This window comes from Methyloparacoccus sp. NF-16 (genome assembly GCF_056880625.1).
Genome location: NZ_CP174130.1, coordinates 691907 through 717823, shown reverse-complemented (window position 1 = coordinate 717823; position 25917 = coordinate 691907). Strand labels below are relative to the sequence as shown.

The 25917-nt window shown below is 64.1% G+C and carries 25 protein-coding genes, 1 tRNA gene and 1 other annotated feature; of the genes, 12 read left to right on the top strand and 14 right to left on the bottom strand.

Features of this window, described 5'->3' with window-relative positions; all coding sequences use genetic code 11:
* Positions 1-68: 68 nt before the first annotated feature.
* Positions 69-1049, top strand: coding sequence for a malate dehydrogenase (locus tag ACH5N8_RS03485; RefSeq protein WP_483282509.1), 981 nt, complete (start codon positions 69-71; stop codon positions 1047-1049).
* Between the two features lie 64 nt (positions 1050-1113).
* Here ACH5N8_RS03485 and argF read toward each other — a convergent pair whose 3' ends face one another.
* The 5 genes from argF to plsY all read right to left on the bottom strand — a co-directional run bounded on the left by argF (position 1114) and on the right by plsY (position 6705).
* Positions 1114-2040, bottom strand: coding sequence for an ornithine carbamoyltransferase (gene argF, locus ACH5N8_RS03480; protein WP_483282508.1), 927 nt, complete (start codon positions 2038-2040; stop codon positions 1114-1116).
* 18 nt (positions 2041-2058) lie between these two features.
* On the bottom strand, positions 2059-3228 hold the full coding sequence (locus tag ACH5N8_RS03475) for an acetylornithine/succinylornithine family transaminase (protein ID WP_483282507.1): 1170 nt from the start codon (positions 3226-3228) through the stop codon (positions 2059-2061).
* Positions 3229-3437: 209 nt separating this feature from the next.
* Entirely contained in the window at positions 3438-5327 is a 1890-nt protein-coding gene (gene parE / locus ACH5N8_RS03470; protein WP_483282506.1) for a DNA topoisomerase IV subunit B, read from the bottom strand.
* Between the two features lie 97 nt (positions 5328-5424).
* Positions 5425-6042 (bottom strand): DedA family protein, encoded by a 618-nt coding sequence (locus ACH5N8_RS03465; RefSeq protein ID WP_483282505.1) that lies wholly within the window; start codon positions 6040-6042, stop codon positions 5425-5427.
* Positions 6043-6114: 72 nt separating this feature from the next.
* Positions 6115-6705, bottom strand: a complete 591-nt coding sequence (gene plsY, locus ACH5N8_RS03460) for a glycerol-3-phosphate 1-O-acyltransferase PlsY (RefSeq protein ID WP_483283167.1) — start codon at positions 6703-6705, stop codon at positions 6115-6117.
* A gap of 80 nt (positions 6706-6785) precedes the next feature.
* Here plsY and folB point away from each other — a divergent pair, with 80 nt between their 5' ends.
* A complete protein-coding gene (folB, locus tag ACH5N8_RS03455) occupies positions 6786-7151 on the top strand; it encodes a dihydroneopterin aldolase (RefSeq protein ID WP_460028636.1) in 366 nt (121 codons plus the stop codon).
* Complete coding sequence (gene folK / locus ACH5N8_RS03450; RefSeq protein ID WP_483282504.1) at positions 7144-7638, top strand: 2-amino-4-hydroxy-6-hydroxymethyldihydropteridine diphosphokinase; 495 nt, start codon at positions 7144-7146, stop codon at positions 7636-7638. Before folB ends, folK begins: the two co-directional genes overlap by 8 nt.
* Here folK and ACH5N8_RS03445 read toward each other — a convergent pair.
* The gene (locus tag ACH5N8_RS03445; RefSeq protein WP_460028634.1) at positions 7631-8374 is read right to left on the bottom strand and encodes a pteridine reductase; all 744 of its coding nucleotides are present in this window, start codon (positions 8372-8374) and stop codon (positions 7631-7633) included. The two genes, folK and ACH5N8_RS03445, sit on opposite strands and share 8 nt — an antisense overlap.
* Positions 8367-9233: a RibD family protein gene (locus tag ACH5N8_RS03440; protein WP_483282503.1), complete on the bottom strand. Its 867-nt coding sequence runs from the start codon at positions 9231-9233 to the stop codon at positions 8367-8369. The genes ACH5N8_RS03445 and ACH5N8_RS03440 overlap by 8 nt, the downstream gene beginning before the upstream one ends.
* A gap of 193 nt (positions 9234-9426) precedes the next feature.
* Here ACH5N8_RS03440 and ACH5N8_RS03435 point away from each other — a divergent pair, with 193 nt between their 5' ends.
* A complete protein-coding gene (locus ACH5N8_RS03435; RefSeq protein WP_483282502.1) occupies positions 9427-10086 on the top strand; it encodes an LON peptidase substrate-binding domain-containing protein in 660 nt (219 codons plus the stop codon).
* Between the two features lie 74 nt (positions 10087-10160).
* Positions 10161-10236: transfer RNA gene (locus ACH5N8_RS03430), tRNA-Thr, on the top strand.
* Between the two features lie 541 nt (positions 10237-10777).
* Here the strand turns inward: ACH5N8_RS03430 and ACH5N8_RS03425 are convergent.
* Entirely contained in the window at positions 10778-12469 is a 1692-nt protein-coding gene (locus ACH5N8_RS03425; protein ID WP_483282501.1) for a DUF927 domain-containing protein, read from the bottom strand.
* 75 nt (positions 12470-12544) lie between these two features.
* Between ACH5N8_RS03425 and ACH5N8_RS03420 the strand changes: the two genes are divergently transcribed.
* The 5 genes from ACH5N8_RS03420 (at position 12545) to ACH5N8_RS03400 (ending at position 17702) form a co-directional block, all read left to right on the top strand.
* A protein-coding gene (locus tag ACH5N8_RS03420; protein WP_483282500.1) for an IS3 family transposase occupies positions 12545-13776 on the top strand; the annotation gives its coding sequence in 2 pieces (ribosomal slippage) (positions 12545-12836 and positions 12836-13776; 1233 coding nt in all).
* Positions 12823-12939: a sequence feature (AL1L pseudoknot), on the top strand. (Overlaps the previous gene by 117 nt.)
* Positions 13777-13921: 145 nt before the next feature.
* On the top strand, positions 13922-15511 hold the full coding sequence (locus ACH5N8_RS03415) for a multiheme c-type cytochrome (RefSeq protein ID WP_483282499.1): 1590 nt from the start codon (positions 13922-13924) through the stop codon (positions 15509-15511).
* A 118-nt stretch (positions 15512-15629) separates the two neighbouring features.
* On the top strand, positions 15630-16646 hold the full coding sequence (gene haoB, locus ACH5N8_RS03410) for a hydroxylamine oxidation protein HaoB (protein WP_483282498.1): 1017 nt from the start codon (positions 15630-15632) through the stop codon (positions 16644-16646).
* A complete protein-coding gene (locus ACH5N8_RS03405; RefSeq protein WP_483282497.1) occupies positions 16643-17197 on the top strand; it encodes an exosortase system-associated protein, TIGR04073 family in 555 nt (184 codons plus the stop codon). Before haoB ends, ACH5N8_RS03405 begins: the two co-directional genes overlap by 4 nt.
* A gap of 139 nt (positions 17198-17336) precedes the next feature.
* Entirely contained in the window at positions 17337-17702 is a 366-nt protein-coding gene (locus ACH5N8_RS03400; RefSeq protein WP_460028029.1) for an exosortase system-associated protein, TIGR04073 family, read from the top strand.
* A 77-nt stretch (positions 17703-17779) separates the two neighbouring features.
* On the opposite strand, the gene ACH5N8_RS03395 is transcribed toward ACH5N8_RS03400, so the two are convergent.
* From ACH5N8_RS03395 to ACH5N8_RS03385, 3 genes are all read right to left on the bottom strand, one after another.
* Positions 17780-18205, bottom strand: a complete 426-nt coding sequence (locus ACH5N8_RS03395) for a hypothetical protein (RefSeq protein ID WP_460028028.1) — start codon at positions 18203-18205, stop codon at positions 17780-17782.
* A 12-nt stretch (positions 18206-18217) separates the two neighbouring features.
* Positions 18218-18493, bottom strand: a complete 276-nt coding sequence (locus ACH5N8_RS03390) for a hypothetical protein (protein WP_483282496.1) — start codon at positions 18491-18493, stop codon at positions 18218-18220.
* A 102-nt stretch (positions 18494-18595) separates the two neighbouring features.
* Positions 18596-20188, bottom strand: coding sequence for a thymidine phosphorylase family protein (locus ACH5N8_RS03385; protein ID WP_483282495.1), 1593 nt, complete (start codon positions 20186-20188; stop codon positions 18596-18598).
* Positions 20189-20314: 126 nt separating this feature from the next.
* Between ACH5N8_RS03385 and ACH5N8_RS03380 the strand changes: the two genes are divergently transcribed.
* Together ACH5N8_RS03380 and ACH5N8_RS03375 are read left to right on the top strand one after the other, a co-directional pair.
* Positions 20315-21058, top strand: a complete 744-nt coding sequence (locus ACH5N8_RS03380; RefSeq protein WP_483282494.1) for an ABC transporter permease — start codon at positions 20315-20317, stop codon at positions 21056-21058.
* Positions 21055-21804, top strand: coding sequence for an ABC transporter ATP-binding protein (locus tag ACH5N8_RS03375; RefSeq protein WP_483282493.1), 750 nt, complete (start codon positions 21055-21057; stop codon positions 21802-21804). Before ACH5N8_RS03380 ends, ACH5N8_RS03375 begins: the two co-directional genes overlap by 4 nt.
* A gap of 432 nt (positions 21805-22236) precedes the next feature.
* Here ACH5N8_RS03375 and ACH5N8_RS03370 read toward each other — a convergent pair whose 3' ends face one another.
* Genes ACH5N8_RS03370 through ACH5N8_RS03360 form a run of 3 tightly spaced genes read right to left on the bottom strand, consistent with a single transcriptional unit; the run spans position 22237 to position 25443 of the window.
* Positions 22237-23367: a sodium ion-translocating decarboxylase subunit beta gene (locus ACH5N8_RS03370; RefSeq protein ID WP_460028023.1), complete on the bottom strand. Its 1131-nt coding sequence runs from the start codon at positions 23365-23367 to the stop codon at positions 22237-22239.
* An 8-nt stretch (positions 23368-23375) separates the two neighbouring features.
* Positions 23376-25154 (bottom strand): sodium-extruding oxaloacetate decarboxylase subunit alpha, encoded by a 1779-nt coding sequence (gene oadA, locus ACH5N8_RS03365; protein ID WP_483282492.1) that lies wholly within the window; start codon positions 25152-25154, stop codon positions 23376-23378.
* Between the two features lie 40 nt (positions 25155-25194).
* On the bottom strand, positions 25195-25443 hold the full coding sequence (locus ACH5N8_RS03360; protein WP_460028021.1) for an OadG family protein: 249 nt from the start codon (positions 25441-25443) through the stop codon (positions 25195-25197).
* Positions 25444-25917 lie beyond the last annotated feature (474 nt).

Sequence of the window (25917 nt, the reverse complement as noted above, 5' to 3'; positions counted from 1 at the left end):
CAGCGTCCCCCGTTTCGCCCGCGATTGGCATCATCGACCCAGGCCTGACGTCAGGCGCAGGATAGCCCATGAAAACACCGGTGAAGATTGCCGTTTCCGGTGCGGCAGGCCAGATTAGTTATGCCCTCCTGTTCAGGATCATCGCCGGCGATCTGCTGGGTCCGGATCAGCCCGTCAGCCTGAGCCTGCTGGAGGTGCCGCAGGCTGTCGGCAACCTCGAGGGGGTTGCCATGGAACTGGCCGATTGCGCCGCGCCGCTGCTGCAGGACGTTTCCTGTCACAGCGATCCCGAGCGCGCCTTCGAGGGGGCCGATCTGGTTTTCCTGGTGGGCGCCCAGCCGCGCGGCCCGGGCATGGAGCGGCGCGACCTGATGGAGGTGAACGCCGGCATTTTTTCCGTGCAGGGTCGGGCGCTCAATGCGGCGGCCCGCCGCACCGTCAAGGTGCTCGTGGTCGGCAATCCGGTCAACACCAATGCGCTGATCACCCGCGCCAACGCGCCCGATCTGCCGCCGGAAAACTTCGCCGCCATGACCCGGCTGGACCACAACCGCGCCGTCAGTCAGCTGGCCGCCCGCACCGGGCGGCGCATCCGCGAGGTCGAAGGCGTGATCATCTGGGGCAACCATTCCACCACCCAGTACCCGGACATCCGGCATGCCACCATCGGCGGACAGCCCGCGCTGGAACTGGTCGGGCACGCGTGGTACGAGCAGACCTTCATCGGCACCATCCAGCATCGCGGCGCGGAGGTGATCCGCGTGCGCGGCAAGTCCAGTGCCGCGTCGGGGGCCAATGCCGCGCTGGAACACATGCGCGACTGGGTCTTCGGCCTGCCGGCGGGGCGCTGGACCAGCATGGCAGTGTGCAGCGACGGCAGTTACGGCATCGAGCCGGGGCTGATGTTTTCCTACCCCGTCGAAATTCGGGAGGGACGCTGGCGCATCGTTCAGGGACTGACGATCGACGATTTCAGTCGCGAGCGGATTCGCGCCAGCGAGGGGGAAATCCTGCGGGAGCGCGACATGGTCCGGCACCTGCTGCCCTGAGGCTACCTACGCCGGCGGGCGGACAGGGCCGGGGGGATACCTCGCCCCCGGGCGGACGGCCGCTTCAGCGAGAGGCGAGCTGCCTGACCGGGCTGCTCTCGACCAGGAGGAATTCCAGCAGCGCCTTCTGCGCGTGCAGGCGGTTTTCCGCCTCCTCCCAAACCACGCTCTGCGGACCTTCCAGCACCTCAGCGCTGACTTCCTCGCCCCGGTGGGCCGGCAGGCAGTGCATGAACAGGGTGTCGGACCGTGCCTGCCGCATCAGCTCGGCGTCAACCTGATAGTCGCGGAAGGCCTGCACGCGCTTCGCCTGCTCCTCTTCCTGGCCCATGCTGGCCCACACGTCGGTGACGACCAGGTCGGCATCCCGCACCGCCTCGGCGGGATGCCGGAGAACACGTGCCCGCCCGCCGGCGAGTTCGAGAAATTCGGGTTCCGGCTCGTAGCCTGCGGGGCAGGCGACGTTCAGTTCGAAGTCCAGCAATCCCGCGGCTTCGAGCCAGGAGTGGCACATGTTGTTGCCGTCGCCGATCCAGGCGACGCGCCGGCCACTGATCTCCCCGCGGTGCTCGACATAGGTTTGCAGGTCGGCCAGCAGCTGGCAGGGGTGGCTGCGGTCGGTCAGGCCGTTGATGACGGGGACGCGGGAATATTTGGCGAAGATTTCCACCGTCCGGTGCGCATGGGTGCGCAGCATGATGCAATCGACCATGCGCGAAATCACGCGGGCGGAATCCTCGATGGGCTCGCCGCGCCCGAGCTGGGTGTCGCGGGGCGAGAGGAAGATCGCCGCGCCGCCCAGCTGGATCATGCCCGCCTCGAAGGAAATGCGGGTGCGGGTGGAGGACTTCTCGAACAGCATGCCGAGAACCCGGTTCTTCAGCGGCTCGTGGACAGTCCGCGACTGTTTGAGTTCGATGGCCCGCCGGATCAGTCCACGCAGCTCGGCGGGGCTCAGATCCGACAGGTTCACCAGGTGGCGAACAGACATGAAAGCATTCTCCCGGCTTCAGGCGGCCGTAAAGTCGTTGACGAGCCGCACCACGCCCTCGATCAGGTGCTGCACTTCCTCGTCGGTCAGGATCAATGGCGGCAACAGGCGAATGGTGCGTTCCGCGGTGACATTGATGAGATAGCCTGCGGCCAGGGCGCGCTGGGTCAGCTCGGCGCAGGGACGGTCCAGCTCGATGCCGATCAGCAGGCCGCGGCCACGGATGTCGAGCACCTGCGGATGATCGGCCAGGGCCGAGCGGAAACCGTTCAGCAGCCGCTGGCCGAGGAAGGCGGCGCGGGCGATCAGGTTCTGTCGCTGGAGTGTCTCGATGACGCTCAGCGCCGCGCGACAGGCCAGCGGATTGCCGCCGAAGGTGGAGCCGTGCCGGCCCGCCGTCAGCACGTCGGCCGCCGCGCCGCGCGCGAGGCAGGCGCCGATGGGCACGCCGTTGCCGAGCGCCTTGGCCAGGGTCATGACATCCGGCTGGATGCCGGCGTGCTGGAAGCCGAACCAGGCGCCGGTACGGGCCATGCCGGTCTGTACCTCGTCGAGCATCAGCAGCCAGCCGCGCTGGTCACACAGCTGGCGCAGCGACGGCAGGAATTCCGCCGGCGGCACGCGCACGCCGCCCTCGCCCTGGATGGGCTCGACCAGCACGGCCACCACGCTGGCATCGTCGATGGCGGCGACGGCCTCGGCATTGCCGTAGGGGACACGGATGAAGCTGTCCACCAAGGGCTCGAAGCTTTCCTGGACCTTGGTGTTGCCGGTGGCGCTGAGGGTGAAGAGGGTGCGGCCATGGAAGCTGTTTTCCATGACGACGACCTTCGGATGGGCGATGCCTCTGCCGTGGCCATGCCGGCGGGCCAGTTTCAGCGCCGCCTCGTTGGCCTCGGCGCCGGAATTGCAGAAGAACGCATTGTCCATGCCGCCCAGCCGGCACAGCTCGGCCGCCAGTTGCTCCTGCAGGGCGATGCCATAGAGGTTGGACGTGTGCACCAGCTTGCCGGCCTGGTCACAGATGGCGGCGGCGACGGCAGGGTGGGCATGGCCCAGGTTGCAGACCGCGATGCCGGAGATGGCGTCGAAGTAGCGGGTACCGTACGTGCTCCACAGCCAGGGGCCCTCGCCGCGTTCGAAGACGACGGGCAGCCGTGCGTAGGTCGGCATCACTTGACTGGACATCGAAACATCCTCCCCGAAAACAAAAAAGGCAGCCCAGGGACTGCCCTTCAAAAAAACAAGCGAAGTATTATAGGGTGAAGTATTATAGGGTAATGGGCTTCGATGGCAAGGATAAATCCGGATTGCAGCCTCGGTGACGACGATGTGACAGTTGCCTGCACCGCGGCCCGGGGCGGGGATGGCGGCTGGCCGCGATGGGCACGGCCGGCTCAGACCTCGGCCAGGTTGCCCTTCTCCTCCAGCCAGGCCTTGCGGTCGGCGGCACGCTTCTTGGCCAGCAGCAGGTCCAGCTTCTCGTCGGTGCCGGCGGTATCCACCAGCGTGAGCTGTACCAGGCGGCGCGTGTCCGGATTCATGGTGGTTTCGCGGAGCTGGGAGGGGTTCATTTCACCCAGACCCTTGAAGCGCTGCACATTGACCTTTCCCTTGAGCTTTTCCGCCTCGATGCGGTCCAGCACGCCCTTCTTCTCGGCCTCGTCCAGGGCATAGAACACCTGCTTGCCGACATCGATGCGATAGAGCGGCGGCATGGCGACAAAGACATGGCCGGCCTCGACCAGCGGCCGGAAATGCCGTACGAACAAGGCGCACAGCAGGGTGGCGATGTGATTGCCATCGGAATCGGCGTCGGCGAGGATGCAGATCTTGCCGTAGCGGAGCCCCGCGAGCTCGGCGGACCCGGGATCGACGCCGATGGCGACGCTGATGTCGTGGACTTCCTGCGAGGCCAGCACGCCGCCGGATTCCACCTCCCACGTGTTCAGGATCTTGCCGCGCAGGGGCATGATGGCCTGATAGTCCTTGTCGCGCGCCTGTTTGGCGGAACCGCCGGCGGAGTCGCCCTCGACCAGGAACAGCTCGGTCAGGCCGAGGTCCTGCGAGGCGCAGTCGGACAGCTTGCCGGGCAGCGCCGGGCCGCTGGTGACCTTCTTGCGTGTGACCTGGCGGCTGGCCTTCAGGCGCTTCTGGGCGCTCTCGATGACCAGTTCGGCGATCCGCTCGCCGATCGTGGGGTGCTGGTTCAGCCACAGGCTGAAGGCGTCCTTGGCCACGCCGGCGACGAAGGCGGCGCATTCGCGCGAACTCAGACGCTCCTTGGTCTGCCCGGAGAACTGCGGGTCCAGCATCTTCAGGGAGAGGACGTAATGGCAGCGTTCCCAGACATCCTCGGGCGCGATCTTGAGGCCACGCGGCAGCAGGTTGCGGAATTCGCAGAACTCCCGCACCGCCTCGGTCAGGCCGGTACGCAGGCCATTGACGTGGGTGCCGCCCTGCGCCGTCGGCACCAGGTTGACATAGCTCTCGGTGACCGGCTCGCCGCCGCCCTCGGGGGTCCACAGCACGGCCCAGTCGACCGCTTCCTGCTGCCCGCTGAGACTGGCGACGAAGGGTTCCTCCGGCAGGCAGTGCTGGCTGCCGACGCGATCCAGCAGGTACTGCGGCAGGCCGTTCTCGAAATACCAGCTCTCGGTCTCGTGGACCGTCTCGTCGGTCAGGGTGATGCGCAGGCCGGGGCAGAGCACGGCCTTGGCGCGCAGCAGCGCCTTGAGCCTCGGCGTGGCGATGCGTGGCGAGTCGAAGTACCGGGCCTCGGGCCAGAAACGCACGCTGGTGCCGGTGTCACGCTTGCTCGTCGTGCCGGTCGCGGTCAGGTCGCGGATCTTCTCGCCGCGCGCGAAACCGATGTCCCAGATTCGGCCATCGCGGCGGACCTCCACGTCCAGCCGGTCGGACAGCGCATTGACCACGGACACACCGACACCATGCAGACCACCGGAGAAGCCGTAGCTCTTGTTGGAAAACTTGCCGCCGGCGTGCAGCTTGGTGAGGATCACCTCGACGCCGGATACACCCTCCTCGGGGTGCAGGTCGACCGGCATGCCGCGGCCATCGTCACGCACCTCGACCCCGCCGTCGGTCATCAGGCGGACCTCGATGTTCCGGGCGAAGCCGGCCAGCGCCTCGTCGACGCTGTTGTCGATGACTTCCTGGGCCAGGTGGTTGGGCCGGCTGGTATCGGTGTACATGCCGGGGCGCTTGCGTACCGGGTCCAGCCCGGAGAGCACTTCAATCGAGGCGGCGTCGTAGGTGTGGCTCATGATCGGCAGCGGGAAGGTCGCGCCCCTCCGCCGTGGTGATGGCGGAAAGGGTGGGGCGGGCCGGAGGTTCGGGAGTTGGGCGGTTGGCGATGACGTTTCAGGCCGGATCGGCCTGGCGGCGCAGCTTGCGCTGGTGCAGGACCGCGTAGAGCCCACCCAGGACGAGGCTGAAGACGATCACGGCGATCACGGCTTCATGCGAATACTCGGCGATCAGCGCCTCGTTCTGGCCGATGAAATAGCCGATCCAGGACAGGATGCTGACCCAGAGGCCTGCGCCAACCGTGGTGTAGAGGCTGAAACGCCAGTGGTTCATGCGGGCGATGCCGGCCGGTATGGAGATGAGGTGCCGGATCACCGGCAGCAGCCGGCCGATGAAGGTGGAAATCTCGCCGTGGCGGAGGAAGAAACCTTCCACCTTGTCGAAGTGTTCCTCGGTAATCCAGACGTAGCGGCCATACCGGATCACCAGCGGCCGGCCCAGCCAGCGGGCGACGAAGTAATTGGCATAGGCCCCCGCCAGGCTGCCGAGCGTACCGCTGAGGATCACCAGCCACATGTTCATCTTGCCCTCGTGCACCAGGTAGCCGGCCGGGGGCATGACGACTTCGCTGGGAATCGGGAAGACCGAGCTTTCCATCGCCATGAGTAGGAAAATGCCCGGATAGCCCATGGCGCCGATGGTGTTGACCAGCCAGTTGACGAGTTCGTGCATGAAGAGTCCGCGGTGTGGGGTGAAGTGGCGATTATCGCCGAAGCGGCGAGGAAACCGGTATACCGGCCGGCCTCAGGATTTCTGGCCGATCCGGCTCTCCTCGCCGCGCAACAGGCGCTCGATGTTGCCGCGATGGCGGGAGATCAGCAGCAGGGCCATGGCCAGCGCCGCACCGCTCAGGACGGGCGATTCCCGCAGCAGCCATACATACAGCGGCGCCAGGGTGGCCGCGGTCAGGGCCGCCAGCGAGGAGATGCGGAACAGGAAAGCCATCAGCAGCCAGGTGGCCAGCACGGCGAGACCGACCCAGACGGAGAAACCCGACAGGACCCCCAGCGCCGTGGCCACGCCCTTGCCACCCTTGAAGCCGAAGAACACCGGGTACAAATGGCCGAGGAAGGCGGCCAGACCCACCGCGGCCAGGATGTCCGGCGATGCGGACAGGGCATCCGCGATGACTACCGGTACCAGGCCCTTCAGTGCATCCCCCAGCAGGGTGATGATGGCTGCCTTCTTGCCGCCCAGCCGCAGGACGTTGGTCGCGCCGGGATTCTTCGAACCCTGTTCGCGCGGGTCGGGCAGCCCGGCCAGCTTGCTGACGATGACCGCGGTGGAAAGCGAGCCGAGGAGATAGGCGAACGGAACGAGGAACCAGATGGCCATGGCAGGGTATGTTTGGGTTGTCATGGAGAGAGGGCTATGTTACCAAGTCGCGCCGAACCACAGCCTTACCGGACTCTTGAATGGACATCATCTTCCTGCGCGGACTCGAGGTGGAAACCGTCATCGGTATCTATGACTGGGAGCGAACCATCCGCCAGACCGTCATCATCGACCTGGAAATGGGCACCGATATCCGCCCGGCAGCCGCCACCGACGATATCGCCCATACCCTCGACTACAAGGCGGTGTCGAAGCGCATCATCGGTTTTGTCGAGACCAGCAGTTTCTTTCTGGTCGAGACACTCGCCGAGCGCATCGCCGCCATCGTCCTCGACGAATTCGCCGTGCCCTGGGTGCGGCTGACGCTGAACAAGAAGGGCGCCATCCGTGGTGCCAGCGATGTCGGCATCCTGATCGAGCGGGGGTCCCGTTCCGGCCATGCCTGACGTGTTCCTGAGCCTCGGCAGCAACATCGATCCCGAGATTCACATCCCGGCGGCGCTGGAGGATCTGCGCCAGACCTTCGGTCCCCTGGCGCTTTCCAGCCTCTACGAGACCGCCGCGGTGGGCTTCGAGGGACCACCCTTCCACAATCTCGTCGCCGCGTTCGTCTCGGAGGAGGAACCGGCCGTCATCGCGCGCCGCTTGCGCGAGATCGAGGAGCGGCATGGCCGCACCCGCAACAGCCAGAAGTTCAGTTCCCGCACGCTCGATGTCGACCTCATCCTGTACGGGGACCGGATCGTCGAGGCGGATGGCCTGCGCTTGCCGCGGGACGAGATCACTCGCTACGCCTTCGTGCTGGAGCCCCTGTCCGAGCTGGCGCCCCAGCGCCGCCATCCCGTGCTGGGCCAGACCTATGCGGCACTCTGGGCCGCCTTCGACAAAACCGGGCTGGCGCAGAAGCGGCTGCCGGTGCCGGAGCTCAGATGAAGACGCTGCGGCCGCCGTCGACCGCCAGGATCTGCCCGGTCACATAGGGCGCCTCCTCCAGCAGGAAGCGCACGGTCCGGGCGATGTCGCCGGGTGTGCCCGGGCGCGCCAGCGGCACCTTGGCGAGAATGTCCGCCGGCTGCGGTCCGTCATCCTGTTGTTCCGGCCAGAGAATGGCGCCGGGCGAAACGCCGTTGACGCGCACCTCGGGCGCGAATTCCACGGCCAGCGACCGGGTGAGAGCAGCCAGGCCGGCCTTGGCGACCGAGTAGACCGGATAACCCTTGAGCGGCCGTTCGGCGTAGACGTCGATCAGGTTGACAATGGCGCCGCCCCGGCGCCGCAGGTGGGGAGCCGCGGCCTGTGCCAGGAACAGGGGAGCCTTCAGATTGCTGCCCAGCAGATGGGTCCAGTCCGTTTCGGTGATGTTGCCGAGCGGGGTCGGGTAGAAGGACGATGCGTTGTTGACCAGGCCATCGAGCCGCCCCCAGCGGCGGGCGGCTGTCTCGACCAGTGCGGCCAGGGCGGCCGGGTCGTCCAGGTCCGCCTGCAGGGCCAGGACCGAATCGGTTCTCAGCGCGTTCAGCGCGGCGGCGAGGCTCTCGGCCTCCGTCGCCGAGCGGTGATAGTGCAGGACCACGCGCCAGCCGGCCGCATGCAGGCCGCGGACGATTTCCGCGCCGATGCGCCGGGCGCCGCCCGTGACCAGCGCGGCCGGCGTTGTCTTCTCATCCATGCGTGGTGTCTCCCGGGAGTGGTGCCGCATAGGCGGCGCAGGCGAACTGGGCAAACCATTGTCCGGCCCCGTTCGGCGCCGCCGGATCGTAGTACAGCGAGCGCAGGTGCAAATGCCCGAAGGGGCCCATTTCCGGCCCGGGCACCAGGGAGCGGAATGCCTCGCCCCCCATGAGCTGGTGGGTCATGGTCTGGAACAGCAGCGCCAGCCGCTCCTCGCGCACCATCGTGTCGAGCATGTGCGGGCCGGCGATCAGATACAGGCTGTGGTAGCCCCGCTCGCCCAGCCGCTGGGTCAGCGCCGCGCCGGCCACCATGCGGCCCTGGCCGGCGAAGATGACCTCGTATCCCTGATCCCGCCAGTAGGCCACCCGCGCCGGATCGGCATCTGCGCCGGTGGCGATGTAACAGGGCTGGCGATGCTCGCGGATCGAGGCAGGCATGGGGAAATCGAGGCTGGCGCTGGCGATCACGATGGCCGGCTGCGGCGGCAGGCCTTGCGCCAGGCGCCAGGCGGGCAGGTCGGCGCCGGCGGCATGCGCGCCGATCTGCAGGATGTTGCCGAGCCGCCCCTCGGCCAACGATCGCAGGTAGCCGCCATGGGTGATCAGGCAATCGGCCTGGCATTGCAGTTCCAGGAACAGCCGGAAATCATCCGGGGTCGTCAGCGACTTGGGCAGGTAAGGCAGGCCGCTGTCATCCTCCAGGGCGATGCGTCCATCGAGGCTGGTCAGAAAGTTCGCATAGACAAAGGGCTGCTCCGGGCTGCCGCGCTCGTGCAGGCGCAGGCGCAGATACAGCCCGGCAAGCTCGACGGTCTCGCACGGGGTAGGGAACAGGCGCAGCAGGGTTTTCGGCACGGCATTCGGCACCAGGGAAGCCTCGAGATGGCGGCATGGTAATCCATCCCCGGCGCTGCCGTAACGGTCTGGCTGGCGACGGCCGCAAGAGCCCGACCCGGCAACACTCCGATGGTGGCGATCCGCTTGGATTTCTGCCTGGTTGCCCCATATCGAAGGTCATTCAACCGCGAGTTCCTCACCGGGAGGCAGAATGTCCAACAACCGCTTCACCCCGGGCTTCGAGAGTTTGCCCGACGTCCTGCCCTTGTTCCCGTTGCCGGAGGCCATCGTGATGCCCGGCTGCCACCTCCCGCTCAACATCTTCGAGCCGCGTTACATCGAGATGACCCTGGACAGCCTCAAGACACACCGCCTCATCGGCATGATTCAGCCGGAGCCGGACCGGCCCGAGGAGGCTCCGCTATATCGCATCGGCACCGCCGGGCGGATCGTCTCCTTCAACGAATTGCCGGATGGACGCCTGCTGACCGTGCTGCTGGGCGTCTCGCGCTTCGACCTGCGCCAGGAAATCGCCGTCACGACGTCTTACCGCCAGGCCGAAGTCGACTGGCAGCGTTTCCGCAGCGATCTCGAAGCCGCCGGGGAACAGCAGGGCTATGACCGGTCACGGCTGATGTCGCTGCTCAAGACCTACTTCGACCGCAAGGGGCTCCAGACCGACTGGTCGGCCCTGGAGCAGGTGCCGGTTCCGCAGCTCGTCAACCTGATGGCCAGCCAGTTGCCTCTGGCCAACGCGGAGAAGCAGGTGCTGGTCGAGGCCGTCACCCCCGAAGAGCGGGTTTTCCGTTTCATGCACCTGCTCGAATTCGACGTCACGCACAGCCTCAATGGCGCGTCAACCCGGCATTGATCGGGCTGGCCGCCGCGCACCAGCGACCAATGCCTTGATGCCGGGAGGTGGTGATCCCTATAATGCGCGACTTGGCCGATGTAGCTCAGCCGGTAGAGCAGCACATTCGTAATGTGCGGGTCGCAAGTTCGAATCTTGTCATCGGCTCCATAAAATCAAAGGGTTAGCGAAAGCTAGCCCTTTTTCGTTTCTGCCGTTGCTATGACATTGCTAGGTTCGAACAAGAAAAACCGGGCATCAGCCCGGTCGATTCGATTCTGGCAACGTTGCCAAGGGTCTAAATATTAGAGATTCATAATATTAGTGGAGGAACCTATAGGTGGTGCGCGACTAGAAATGGAAGGTGGTTCCCACTACCCTACTCGCACGCTTTGGGGAAGGACCCGGCGCTTTCTCGTCGAACGCATCGCAGGCGTGAGTGTCCGTCGCCCAATAATGCCGAGTAGGGTTGCCGGACTCGACGCCGCGCCCGCAGGCGACCATCATCGTATGGAACGCGGCCGGGATCGCGTGCCGACAGTCCGCGCAAGTAACCGCGCCGCTTGATTGAGTCCCGCTCTTGTCGAAATGCCACGTTTCACACGTTTCAGGCGTACAGCCCGCGCCAGCCGTGGGTTTCGGCTGAAACGGCAGGTTTCCGCGCGCCGTTTCAGACGTTTCAGGCTGATTCGCGCGCCGGCTCAGCAGTGACTCAATGCCCACTAATGACCTCCAGCCGCCCGGCGATGATCGGGTACAGCTTGACCGCGCGGCCGGCGATGCGGCGCAGCCTGGCCCGCTCGCCATTCGCTCCGGCCTTGGGAATGGCTCCGGCCGCCTCCAGCACATCCAGCGCCCGGCGGAAGTCGAAACCTTTGAGCGCCTCGCGAAGCCCGTCCGCACTGAACAGGAACACGCGACCATCCGGCGAATCCTCATACCATCCCGCCCGGTTGACGCGGATCGCGTCGCCTTCGCGGTCGGCATGGCTAAATCGGGAATCGCCGTGGCGCTCAATGAATGCCGTGACCGCTTGCGTGATTTGCTTGCGCTCATCATTGCCGCGTCCACGCATGGCTCGCCATGCCTGAAAGCCGACCGCCGCCGCCTTGCTAGCCTCGCCTTCGTCCCATGTGGTGATACCGTATTCAGCCGCCAATTCGCCAGCCAGTGCCAACAGCGCAAACCGCGCCGCCGCGCGCTTGTCCTGGCCTTCAGCGTCCGGCGGGCTGAACTCCGGCCATTGCTTGAACCGCTCCAGGTAATCGGCAAGGTTGCGATTGTCGCGCGTCAGACGCTCCAGGAATGCGCGCCCGGCGTGTCCGTAGTGAGTGGCCGCGCCTGACTTCAGCACGTCCGATAGTTGCTGCCCGCTGGCGAAGCCGTGAAGATGGTCCCAGGCTCCATAGGTGCGCGCGGCTGGCACGTCCAAAAGCCTGACAGCCTGCCCGGCTTTGGTCCGGTGGCCGCCTTCGCTCATGGTCGTGCTTATGGTCCGCTCGCCAGACGACAACACGAAACAGCGCCAACGGGAAACGGACCGCGCGCGCCCGGTGCGGCTCGCTCGCTGCTTGCCTTTCCCATTCCCCAGGCTGTAAACAATTGCGCCTACCTCGCGCGGATCGCATTCGCTGATTTCATCCAACGCCAGCAAGGAATCATTGAACAGGCTCGCCGCGGCCTCCATGCCGTTGCTTGTGGCTCGCCATGAACGCTTGAAGCCAGCGCCGCCCCAGACCGAACATGCCGCCTCGATGGCGGTACTCTTGCCGGTGGAACTGTCTCCGACGATATGAATGCCGCCGGATTCGCCGTTGACGCGACCGAGTACCGGCCCGGCGAACGCGGCCGATAGCGCAAGGCATAACAAAGGATTGCCGACCGCGCGCGCGCCTATGGCCTGCTGCCAGCCCTCCAGTGTGCCGGCGGTGGCGTATTCATCGTGACCGCGCTCGCCGGACTGGAAAATGACGCCGGCCGCCTTGGGTCCGATGACCTGATCTGGCAACACGAACGAACCGCCGCACCAGCCGACCGACAGCGCGCAGTGAATCCGCCGCTTGGGCGCTGGCCGATTCAGGTACTGGGCAAAAAGATTCCGGCTCAGAGGATCCAGCTCGACGCCCATTGATAGAAGCTCGCCGCGCAATTCGGAACCGTCGCCGGCCAGCATATCGCAAGGCATAGCCCATTCGCGCCACGCGCCCAACGTGGTCTTGAACCGCAACAGACGGCCGATGTTGTTGCTTTGCGCGTCGTGGGTGACCGCTTCAATGTGAAGCGGTGAACAAACCCATTGCTCGATCGAAATCGGCGGCGCGTCGTTTTTGCCTTGCTTGGAGCCGAAAAACCAGACGCCCGGCCGGTAACGCCGCTCGCCCTCCTTGTGCCACTCGTCCAGCACAACGAAACGCGGCCGTTCCTCGATATGAACGGCCCCGGGTTTTGAGGAGGCTCCAACACTTGAGAAGATGGAGCCATGAACAAGTCAACAAAGTTCTCACCCGAGGTGCGCGAGCGCGCTGTGCGCATGGTGCAAGAGCACCGGGGCGACTACCCGTCGCTGTGGGCAGCCGTGGAATCGATTGCGCCCAAGATTGGCTGCGTGCCGCAGACGCTGCTGGACTGGGTCAAGCGCGAGGAAGTCGATGCCGGCCAGCGTGATGGCCTGAGCAGCAGCGAGCGCGAACGCCTCAAGCAACTGGAGCGTGAGAACAAGGAGCTGCGCCGCGCCAACGACATCCTCAAGGCCGCCAGCGCGTTTTTCGCCCAGGCGGAGCTCGACCGCCGTTTGAAGAGCTGAAGCGCTTCATCGACCAGCACCGCAACATGTTCGGGGTCGAGTCCATCTGCCAGGTGTTGCAGATGGCCCCGTCGTGTTATTGGCGCCACGCGGCCCGCCGGCGCCGGCCTGAACTGCGCAGCGCCCGCGCCCAGCGTGACCAGGCCCTTGCGGCTGACATCCAGCGCGTGTGGCACGCCAACTGGCAGGTCTACGGTGCCGACAAGGTCTGGCTGCAGATGAACCGCGAAGGCATCCGGGTGGCGCGTTGCACGGTCGAGCGGCTGATGAGGCGCCTGGGGCTGCAGGGCGCGCGTCGAGGCAAGAGCGTTCGCACGACCACGCCAGATGCAGCAGCGCCGTGCCCGCTGGACCGGGTCAATCGGGTGTTCAAGGCCGAGCGTCCCAATCAACTGTGGGTGTCGGACTTCACCTACGTCAGCACGTGGCAGGGCTGGCTGTACGTGGCCTTCGTCGTCGACGTGTTTGCCCGGCGCATCGTGGGCTGGCGCGTCAGCCGCACCATGCAGACGGACTTCGTGCTTGATGCGCTGGAGCAGGCCCTGTACGAGCGTCAGCCCGCTGCCAATGCCCTGGTGCACCATTCGGACAGGGGGTCGCAATACCTGTCCATTCGGTACACGGAACGCCTGTCCGAAGCCGGCATCCGACCCTCGGTCGGCAGCAAGGGCGACTCCTACGACAACGCGCTGGCCGAGACCATCAACGGGCTGTACAAAGCCGAATGGATTCACCGCCGGGGCCCCTGGAAAACCAGGGAATCCGTGGAACTGGCCACCCTGCAATGGCTGCATTGGTTCAACCACATCCGACTGCTCAAGCCGATTGGGGGCATCCCTCCGGCAGAAGCTGAGGCAAACTACTGGCGGCAACTCGCCAGTGAGGCCGCCACATCGGCCTCAACTTAAACCAACTGGCCTCCTCGATACCCGGGGCCGTTCAACCCAATGCACCAGGAGCATCAGGGTTGACAGTCGCTTTGTTTTTTGTCGATACTTTCTATGCGTCTTGCATCTTGCCATTCGGCCAACCGGGACTCAGGGGAGAACAACAATGAAAATCCTGACCAAGTTCGTGTTCCTGGCGATCCTCATGTGTCTGTCCCTGATCACCGGCCATGCCATGGCTGCGGTGGACGGGACATCGTTTCCCAAGCTGAAGGAGCAGTACTACCGGGATCATCCCGGCAAGGGCAAGCACGGACAATACTGGGAGGCCATTCCCATCCAGAAATACTGGAATCCCAAGGACTTCTACAAGCCGCCGAGCACCGTTCCCGGCGAGGTCAAACGCGACATGTGCGTGGCCTGCCATCAGTCGATTACGCCCGGTGCCTACCATGCATGGAACAACAGCACCCATGCCAATCTGGAGGCGCTCCGGAATCTAACCGACGCCAATGATCCGCAGTTCTACAAGAAACAGAAGCTGGCCGAGGTCGAACGCAACCTGATGCAGCAACAGTTGCTGAAGGAGGGCGAGAAGCTTCAGGAGGTCGGCTGCATCGACTGCCATGGAAAGGTCGGCGCCACTGCCATCGAACACGACAAGACGCTGGTGATGCCGGATCGGGCGAGTTGCGGCACCTGCCATGTCAACGAGTTCGCCGAAGCCGAATCGGAAAAGGAACAGGAATGGCCGCAAAAGCAATGGGGCAAGGGCCATCCCTCGCATGCCTTCGACTGGAAGGCCAATGTCGAGACCGCCGTCTGGGCGGCCATGCCGGAGCGGGAAATCGCGCAGGGCTGTGACCAATGCCACTACCAGCAGAACAAGTGCGACGGCTGCCATACCCGCCACAGCTTCTCCACCGCTGAGGCCAGACAGCCGGAAGCCTGCGCGACCTGCCACAACGGGGTCGATCACAACGAGTTCGAGAATTACATGACCTCGAAGCATGGCACGGTCTATCAAACGCTCGGCAAGGCCAACTGGAATTTCGAGGCACCGCTCAAGGATGCGCTGACCAAGGGCAACTACACCGCGCCGACCTGCCAGTACTGTCACTTCGAGGCGAACGGTCAGTTCTCGCACAATCTCGTGAAGAAGGTACGCTGGGCCTTCAATCCCACGCCGGCCATTGCCGACAACCTCAACCATCCCTGGTTCGAGGAGCGCAAGGAGATGTGGCTCAAGACCTGCTCCAACTGCCACTCCAGAAGCTTTGCCGAGAGTGCGCTCACGGCAGCCGACAAGGGCACCATCGCGGGTCTGAAAGTCGAGCAGGAAGCCAAGAAGGTGGTCGAGGATCTGTTCAAGGACGGCCTGCTGGTCGGTCAGAACAGCAACCGCCCCTTGCCGCCGGATCCCGAGAAGGACGCCGCGGGTGGCTTCTTCCAGCTCTTCTGGGCCAAGGGCAACAACCCGAGCCGGGTGGAGCGCATCTATGCCGACATGTGGGAACACGACCTGATCAAGCTGTACAAGGGCCTGTTCCACAACAATCCTGGCGGCTTCACCTATACCGAAGGCTGGTCGCCCTTGCTGCGGGATTACTCGGAAATCATGGATGAAAACACCCGTCTGCGGGAGGAAGCCAAGCAATCCCGCCAGGGCTTTGGAGGATTCATTCCGGGTGTGCTGATTACCCTGGGCGGCATCTTCATCCTCCGTTATGTCCTGCTCAGGAAGAAGCGGTCATGACCCGGCCATCGGGCCAAGGTCAGGGCGACGTCTTCTCTCGCCAGCCCTCCCGGCACCCGGTGGCGGAGCATGCCTGAGTCGCCCCTGACCACCCACATGGAAACCTGCAAGCCGCACCATGAAAAAACCGAACCCGCTGTCGATGGCAGACCCAAACCGGCTTCCCCTGCTGCTGGGATTGGGCTTGGTGCTGACGGGAAGCGCCTGGATGATCGGGAACGCATGGAAGGCGCAGCACCCAAGCGCTCGCCATGAACTGCTCGATATTCGCCCTGGCAGCGACCTGCGGGACAGCGGGATATCGCCTCGTTTCCCGGTGGAGCGACTGTCGAACTACCGCATCGAGACAGGGCGGGGCGTCGATATCCGGCTCGGCATCGTCGATTACCGGGATGATGCAGGGCAAGCCCGGAGCGTGATCGTTTACCCGGCCAATCCGGGCACGGGACTGGCCGCTGAACCGGGCACAAGGATGTCGCTGTGGGGGAGCACGGCACAGGCCATCCGCGAACATACGCAAGAGGATGCCCTGTTCCTGAGCTGGTGGGACAACGCTCAGCGGATTCACTTCCTCACCGGGCGGGAAACCTGGCCGAGACAGGCGGCCACGTCAGGGTTTGCCGACTCCCCACTGCGGGACTTCTGGATCAAGGCCGCGGGCGGAGCCGCACGAGACGAGCAGCCCGCGATCCAGCTGGCCAAATGGCTGACCATGGATGCCGAGCAGGCACTGGCGGATATTCGCAGGGCGTTGCCTTCGAACCGGTCGCTGTATTGGCTGGTCTGCGTGGACGACCTGGCACGGCTGGGAGAGATCGAGGCCTTGAGCGGCGTCAAAATTCCCCTGGAAATGCGGTATTTCCCCCCGGCGCCGAACATTCATGCACAGATTGCGGCGGTAAGGCGCTGGGCCAGCGAGGCAGGCGACCTCGGCAACTACCTGGTCCAGCAAATACCCGGCGGTGGGGTCAAGGCCTGGCGGATCACCACGGAGGCGGGGTCACGAACCCTGCTGGCACGGCTGCTGCCCTTTACGCAGGCACTGGAAAATCCGCTGCCCGACACCCATCTGGTGCACCAGTCAACCTGGGGCGCCTACCTCGTCATCCATGAAATCCTACCAGCCAGGACGTGAAGCGTTGCGGCAAGCGAACGCCACGAGATCAGCCCGACAATTCAACCAGCAAAACGAAACCCAACGACCTGACCAGAAAGCCATCGCATACCCATCGGAATGTAGCTCGCAATCCAAACCACCATCTGAAGGAGACCAAGATGAAACCCATGCCACGGATACTGATTGCTGCCCTGCTCTCGGCAGCCACCTCGACGGCCTTTTCACAAGCCGACGATTACCTTTCGGAAACCTCGGAAAAGTTCACGCGCGGCATCACCAATGTGTTCACCGGATTGGTCGAGATACCCAAGAACATCGCCTGGGTCAGCCACGAAACCCATCCCGCGCTCGGGGTACCCGGAGGGCTGCTGCTGGGCACCTTGCAAACCATCGGCCGAACCGGTATTGGCGTGCTGGACGTCATTCTCACGCCGATCCCCACCCGCAACCTGATCGATCCCCCTTACGTGTTCTATGACTTTGACAAATTGACCACTTACGGCGGGACGACGGCGAGAACCACACCCGGTACACCGGCCGGCAACCAGCCGGCGCCGTCACAACCCTGACCTCGAGACTCCCGGACCGGACAGAGCGACGGATGGATGGCGCGTCATGAATCACCGTGTCATGCGATCCGCAGCGATGACCGTACGGGAGGCATCCCTTTTAACCAGATAAACCAGCAATAGCCAGCAGGTCAATATCATGAAATTTCCAAAACTTGTTGTCATGGCAGCTCTCATCAGTGCAGCCGCCTATACTCCGGTCAGCTGGGGAGGCGACTATCTGTCGGATGTCTCGGAAAAGTTCATCCGCGGAACGGCCAATCTCTTCACCGGCCTGATAGAGGTACCCAAAAGCATCAGCTGGGCCAGCAGGGAAACCAACATCTTTGCCGGGATCCCGGGCGGGATTATTCTCGGCACCCTGCAAACCCTGGGCAGAACCAGCACCGGCGTCTTCGACATCATCAGCAGCCCGGTTCCGACCAAGAGCATGATCAACCCGCCCTATGTATTCGAGCGATTCGACGATCCCACCACCTATGCCGCGCCAGAAATGACGGATTGAAAATCCGGCGGCAACATCCGGCCACTCAGACTCAAAACCCCTCGGACAGCCCTGCTTGGGCTGTCCGACCTCCCCTTTCAACGGGGCAACCAGAAATGCGAGGGGCCACCCGCTTTCTGCCTGATCCTCTCGACGGCTTCGCAAAAAACCGGCTTGTCGAGAAAACTCTCCGCCAGTACCAGACCGGTGTAGACACCGAAGTCGACCATCATTTCGTTCTCGAAACGCCGTTGCTCGGTGGGCGTTCTTTGCCCCTTGCCCGCCATCCCGGCAAAGGCGTGCTCGAAACCCTTGGCGTCGATCGCCAAACCGGGGCAAGCATCGACGGCAACCTGCGCATAAGCCATATCCAGCAATTTTCGCTGATCGGCCTGCCCCAGCAATTTGCCGACGCGGTGCTCCATCTCCTTCCAGGCCGGGTCCAGCTTGCGAATACCTTCCGGCTCGGAAGCCGAGACCGAACCACAAAGCGCCAAACCCGCCAACGCCCAAAATCGCTTCATGCCATATTCTCCTCAGCGGATGCGGCCAGGGTGGTAAAAATTATCGCGATGCTCATCATTCACGAAAGTGTTGCTGGTCCGACTGGAAGCATACACATCGGTGGTATGGTTATTGACGACTGCCACGTTGGTCGAATGCCCCCAGGCACCGCCATAGGCGAAACCGCCCATGGGCATACCCATCATGCCCATGCCACCCATTCCCGTACCACCGACCGAAGGGGCGCAGCCCGCCAGCCAGATGGCCACTGCCAGCAAGGCCAGGCGGCCTGTTGTTCGCATATCCATAAGTTGTCCGTGCGTCGGTAAAAAATCGTATCTTACGATAACCAGAATAATGCATCCGGCAAGACAGGCACAACGGCAACCGGGACCCCCTCACCTCCCCCCTCAATAATCGACGTAATAGCGTGACGGCAACGCCGTCTCACCCAGTCTGTAGCCGCTGCCGTTGGCGACAAAATCGCGGGCAAACTCGAAGTTGGAGGGAAACTCGGCGTAGACACGATAAAGCTCGTCGCCCGGCTCGACCCGCTCGCCCAGCTTGCGCAAGAGATCCACGCCCGCGCCGGGGGAAATTGGCGCGCCGGCCAGTCGGGCCAGTCGGGCCAGAAAATAGTTGTCGATAGCCGTGACGATGCCGCTGCTGTCGGCCTGCACGACAAAACTCAACCGACCCAACGGCGGGCGTTGGAGCCTCTCGCCCTGCGCCTTGATAATGCGGTCCATCTTCGTCAGCGCACGACCGGATTCGAGGATTTCACGGGCAATCGCATAGCCCTGCCCGCCACGCACATCCGGATCAAACTCGATGATCCGTCCCGCCAGTCGCAACGACTTCTCGCGCAGGTCCACCGGTGCCGCCGGATCGTTCTGCAGCACCAGCAACACGTCACGGACCTCCAGCACCGGGCCGATGCCACGACCGATCGGTTGACGACCATCGGTGATGATGGCTTCGAGATGCAGGCCCATGCGGTCGCCCACGTACTCGAACAGCTTGCGCAGTTGCATGGCCTCGCGCATCTGGCGCACTTTGGCCGTGGAGCCAACCGGAATATCGAGCAACAGATGGGTGGAGCCGGCCGCAAGCTTCTTCGACAGGATGGAGGCCACCATCTGGCCCTGGGAGTCGATACCCAGCGGCCGTTCGACCGAGATCAGCAAGTCGTCAACCGGGGCCAGCCGGGTGGTCCCACCCCAGGCCAGACAACCTCGCTCGTGGCGCACTAGGCGATCCAGCGTCTCCGGCTCGACATCGACCTTCGCCAGGAGCTCCATGGTGTCGGCGGTACCCGCCGGGGAGGTGATGGCACGGCTGGAGGTCTTGGGAATCAGCATCCCATGCGCCGCGACGATCGGCACGACCAGCATGGAGGTACGATTCCCGGGGATACCGCCGATGCAGTGCTTGTCGGCCACCAGCGGCTCGTTCCAGTCGATACGGGTGCCGGTTTCCAGCATGGCCCGGGTGAGCATGAAGACCTCGTCCCGATCCAGGCCATTCTGCCCGGTGGCGACCAGGAAGGCGGCCATCTCCATCTTGGAGTAGCGGCTATCGGCGATGTCGCGGGTAATGGCACGGTAGTCCTCCTGGGTCAGCCGATGCCCACCGATCTTGCGCCGCACCGCATCCATCGACGCTGGCGGCTCCGCCTGCGCTACCTGCACCTCGCCGCGATCGCCGACGCAGATCTGCTCGAATGCCTGTTCCGAGAGACCCAGTTCGTCCGTGCCGACGATGCGGTCGTCGTCGACCACGTTGAGCACCGCCTCGATGACCCGGTCTTCGCAGGCAACCCGGATCTTCGCCAACGCCTGAAATCCCTCGGCCCGGTAGACACCGCAGTCACGGTGCAGGTATGCAACATTCTCGTGGTAGGTATCGATGGCCACGCGGCGCAGGCGCAGACGTGTCGTGGAGCCGGCCGACACAGGGTCGGTAGCGGTGGAGGCTTCGGGATCGATGCGCTCATGGTTCATGATCGGTCCTCGTCTGGAGTGAAAACAGGGGCAGTGCCGACCTGCCGCCCGTCCAGGCCTTACAATAGCAGGCCTTTACCGGGGCTTCCGCCAAAGCCGCCCTGTTGTCGCCCGTCTTCCTGGACCATGGCCAGACGCCTGCTCGTACCCCTGCTTTCGTCGTCCGTTCTGCTGTTGCTGTGGCAGCTGGCGGCCTGGTACGCGCATTCATCGCTGCTGCCGGGGCCCGCAAGGGTCTTCGAGGTGCTGATACGGGAGGTGGATTCGGGCCGCCTGCCCTACCATCTCGGCATTACCCTGGCGCGTCTTGCGGTCAGCTTCACGCTGTCCATGCTGCTGGGTTCGGCCATTGGCCTGGTACTGGGCAGCCATCCGCGCCTGGACCGGTTTTTCAATGGCTGGCTGGTGATCGCGCTGAACATTCCGGCACTGGTGACGATCATTCTCTGCTATGTCTGGTTCGGGCTGATCGAAACGGCGGCACTGGCGGCGGTGATCATCAACAAGCTGCCCAACGTCATTGTCACCCTGCGGGAGGGCGCGCGCGGTCTCGACCGGGACCTGCTGGAAATGGCTCGGGTATACCGGTTCGGTCCGGCCAGAACCCTGCGGCACGTCATCTGGCCGCAGCTCCTGCCGTTCCTGCTGACCGCGGCCCGCACCGGCCTGGCACTGATCTGGAAAATCATCCTGGTGGTGGAATTGCTGGGCCGCAGCAATGGCATGGGTTACCAGTTGCACCTGTTCTTCCAGATGTTCGACGTGGCCGGCATCCTGGCCTACTCGATCGCCTTCATTGCGGTGGTGCAGGTCATCGAAACGCTGTGCCTGAAACCTCTGGAGCGCAGGACCCACGGGTGGCGACGATGACCGGCTGTTCGCTGCTGATCCAGCGCAAACAGTATGCGGAGGCAGACACCGCTGTCACCCGGCGAACCATCATCGAGAACCTGCGGCTCGACATTCCGGCAGGTGCCTTTGTCTGCCTGGTCGGCCCCTCGGGCTGCGGCAAGACGACCCTGCTGAACATGCTGGCCGGCCTGGATGCGGATTTCGAGGGCCAGATCCGTCATGGCGACCTACCGTCGGGGGCAAAGCCACGTCTGGGCTACGTCTTCCAGAATCCACGCCTGCTGCCCTGGCGAACCGTGCGCGAGAACATCGCCCTGGCGCTGCCGGAGGATCATGACAGAACCCATGTCGATCACCTGTTCGACGTGGTCGGCCTGCCACCCGCCATCCAGGCGCTCTACCCGGAGCGACTCTCGCTGGGGATGAGTCGCCGCGCCGCCCTGGTACGCGCCTTCGCCGTCAATCCCAATCTGTTGCTGATGGACGAGCCGCTGGTATCACTGGACCCCCCCACGGCCCGGCGTATCCGCCAACTGATTCTGCAGCTCTGGATGGAGCGCCCGCATACCGTGCTGTTCGTGACCCACGATCTTGGCGAAGCAGTGGAACTGGGCGACCGTCTGGTATTCCTGTCCCCATCGCCGGCCCGGGTGGTCGGCGACATCCCGGTCGATATCCCCCGAGCGCAACGCGATTCGCTGGCCATCGAGGATTTCAGGCAACGCCTGCGGCGGGAGTGTCCGGCGCTGGCTGGCCTGCTCTAGGGATGTTCGGCCCGGTGGCAAGGCCGGGGCGCGGGGGGAAGCAACCTGCCAGCACCGGCTCACGGGAGCCTGCCGACCCGATCCCGCGGACTGGCCGCCAGAGCGCAGATCGCGCCGCGTCTGGCTGCCCTGGCCGGTCATGCGGTTGCAGCGGATGCAGCCACCCTTGCGGGCCGAGCGGAAACCTCAGACCTGGACAAGCGGGGAAGAAGGAGGGGCGCTGCCTCGGCGGCAATCTCGGCAGAGGCGGAGGAGCCCGGACCGGGACGCAGCACCTGCGCCCTACGTGAGTGCGCCCGGCGCCGCAAGCCTGTCATACGGGAACATCGCCGGCATGCGGAAGGACCACCCCATCCGCGCTGATGACGGCAATGTCGCCTGAACCGATTTGCAGCCGCGCGCGACCAGACAGTCGGCGGCCAGGATGAAGCCCTACTGCACCAGCGCCAGCAGTACGCCGGCCGCGACGGCAGAACCGATCACGCCGGCCACATTGGGCCCCATGGCGTGCATGAGCAGGAAATTGTGCGGATTGGACTCCTGCCCCACCTTGTTGGCGACGCGCGCCGACATCGGCACAGCCGAAACACCGGCGGCACCGATCAGCGGGTTGATCTTGTTGTCCGGGGAGAAGGCATTCATGAGCTTCGCCATGATGACGCCCGAAGCCGTGCCGAAACTGAAGGCCATGGCGCCCAGCGCCAGGATGCCGAGCGTCTCCGGTCGCAGGAACTGCTCAGCACTGAGCTTGGAGCCGACCGACAAACCGAGGAAAATGGTGACGACGTTGATCAGCTCGTTCTGCGCCGTCTTGCTGAGACGGTCCACCACACCGCATTCACGGATCAGGTTGCCGAGGCAGAACATGCCGATCAGCGGCGCCGCCGACGGCAGCAGCATCGCGGTCAGGATCAGCAGCAATCCGGGAAAGATGATCTTTTCCAGCCGTCCGACATGACGCAGCTGGGCCATCTCGATCAGGCGCTCCTGAGGCGTCGTCAGCGCCCGCATGATGGGTGGCTGGATCAGCGGTACCAGGGCCATGTAGGAATAGGCAGCCACGGCAATGGCCCCCAGCAGCTCCGGCGCCAGCTTGGATGCCACATAGATCGAGGTCGGCCCGTCGGCCCCGCCGATGATGGCAATTGCGGCGGCATCCTTGAAGGTAAAGCTGATGCCCGGCACCAGATTGAGCGCCAGGGCGCCGAACAGGGTGCCGAAGATGCCGAACTGGGCGGCGGCTCCCAGCAACAGGGTCTTGGGATTGGCCAGCATGGGACCGAAATCGGTCATGGCGCCGACCCCCATGAAGATGAGGAGCGGGAATATCCCCGACTTGATGCCGAAATAGAGATAGGAGAGCAAGCCGCCCTCCTCCGCAATCCCGGCCACCGGAATGTTGCTGAGCACGGCGCCGAAACCGATCGGCAGCAGCAGCAGCGGCTCGAATTCCTTCTTGATGGCAAGGTAAAGCAGGCCGATGCCGACCGTCATCATGACGACCTGGCCCGGCTGGAAATTGGACAGGCCGGTGCTGGCCCAGAGCTGCATCAAACCTTCCATGACTTACCTCATTCCAGCGTCAGCAGGTCATCCTGGGACGCCACGGTCTCGCCGACCTTGACGGCGAGACTGGCGACGATGCCGCCCGTGCGGGTCCGAATCTCGGTCTCCATCTTCATGGCTTCCATGACGATGACCACGGTATTCGGCTCGACATGCTGCCCGGGAGCCACATTGATGCGCAGGATATGGCCGGCCATGGGCGCCTTCACCACCTCGCCGCCACCCTGAGCCGGTGATGCGGCGACAACGGTCGCCTCACCCGCCGGCGTGATCGCCACCGTGTAGCGGCGACCGTTGACCACCAGCGCGCCGGCATCCGCACTCTCGACCCGATAGCTGCGCCCGTTGACGGTCACGTCGAGAGCGCCGGCAGCCTCGCCGGCCACACTCTCGTCTGCCTGTGGCGGCGGCTCGAAAGCCGTGGGGTTGCCGCGGTTCTGCAGGAACTTGTAGCCGATCTGCGGAAACAGCGCGTAGGTGAGCACATCGTCGATCTCGTCCCTGGCCACCTTGACGCCGTCCTGTGCGGCCTGCGCCTTGAGCTCCGCTGCCAGCTTGTCGAGTTCCGGTTCCAGAAGGTCGGCCGGCCGGCAGGTGATCGGCTTGTCGGTGCCGAGAACCTTTTTCTGCAGGGTCTTGTTGACGGCTGCCGGAGTCGCGCCATATTCGCCGCGCAGCACGCCCTGGGTCTCCTTGGTGATGGACTTGTAGCGCTCCCCCATCAGCACGTTGATGACCGCCTGGCTGCCGACGATCTGGGAGGTGGGCGTCACCAGCGGGATATAACCGAGATCCTTGCGCACCTTGGGAATTTCATCGAGCACGGCGTCGAACCTGTCGAGCGCATTCTGCTCCTTGAGCTGGCTCTCGAGATTGGTGAGCATGCCGCCCGGCACCTGAGCCACCAAGATGCGGCTATCCACCCCGCGCAGCGTCCCTTCGAATTTCGCGTATTTCCTGCGCACCTCGCGGAAGTAGGCGGCGATCTCCTCGAGCAGCTTGAGATTCAGGCCCGTATCGCGTTCCTGGCCCTGCAGGGCGGCCACCACCGCCTCGGTCGCACTGTGGCCATAGGTCATGCTCATGGAGGAAATCGCGGTGTCGACGTTATCGATACCCGCTTCCGCCGCCTTCATGATGGTGGCCGTGCTGAGACCGGTCGTTGCATGGCACTGCATGTGAATCGGTACGCTGACGGCTTGCTTCAGCCGCGAGACCAGTTCATGGGCATCATAGGGCTTGAGCAAGCCCGCCATATCCTTGATGGCGATGGAATGTGACCCCATGTCCTCCAGGCGCCTGGCCAGATCCACCCACATGTCGATGGTATGCACCGGGCTGACCGTGTAGGAAATGGTGCCTTGGGCATGCTTGCCGTTGGCGATCGTGGCCCGAATGGCGCGCTCGAAATTGCGCGGGTCGTTCATGGCGTCGAAGATGCGGAAGACATCCACGCCATTGGTCGCACAGCGCTCGACAAACCTTTCGACCACATCGTCGGCGTAGTGCCGATAACCCAGCAGGTTCTGGCCACGCAGCAGCATCTGCAGCGGCGTTCTCGGCAGGGCCTTCTTCAGCGTCCGCAGACGCTCCCACGGATCCTCGCCCAGGTAGCGGATGCAGGCATCGAAGGTTGCTCCGCCCCAGCTCTCCAGCGACCAGAAGCCGACTTTGTCGAGCTTGCTGCAGATCGGCAGCATGTCATCGATGCGCAGGCGCGTTGCCAGCAGCGACTGGTGCGCATCGCGCAGGACGACATCGGTGATACCCAGGGGTTTGGCCATGATTGAATCCTTCTGTGTTGGGCAGGGCGGGTCGGGACGCTCAATGTCTCCGCAAACCACGGGACAACCGGAGCGCGGCCGCGATCACCGCAACCCGCTCGGCCTCGTCAGCCTCGGCGCCTGCCGGAACGCGCTGGGCAACCGGCTGAGCCTGATCGCTAGACTTGACCAGCCGGGCCGTGGCGCCGATGACCCAGACCAGCAGCGAGAGAAACAGGAAAACGATACCCATGCCGACCAGCATCAGCTTGAGACCGGGCAGCAACAGTTCGGAAAGCGAGGGTTCCATGGAGACTCGGACAGACGGTGGGGCCACCAGGCCCTGCAAGGTCCGGTTATGATAATTTGGCGCCCCGTGAAAGTCGAACTCCGCCCCGGCCAGCCGCGCCCTAGCAGAATTCCATTAAGCAACGCCTATCCGTATCATAAGCATTCCTGATTAGAACTGCGGTCACTTCCGTGTGAAACTTATATCCAACCTCAACGGAACACCGACGACACGCTCGACTCAGTCACTACGTATTTTCGGCAGTTCTCCTCCTTCGGCGACCCTCGTGGTCGCTTTTTTTTGCCTGGCGTCGGCAGGCAAAAAAAAGCCTGCTATCGCAGGCGTTTTTTATTGTTGTTATCCAGAATGGTCCCAAGCAGACAGCATCGCGACCATGGCCAGTGCCGTTGTTATTGTTATGGCCCCTCAGGGCATCTCCTCCTCTTCATTCTCCAGCCCGGGTCAGCCTTTGCGCTCATCCGGCCGGGACAGCAG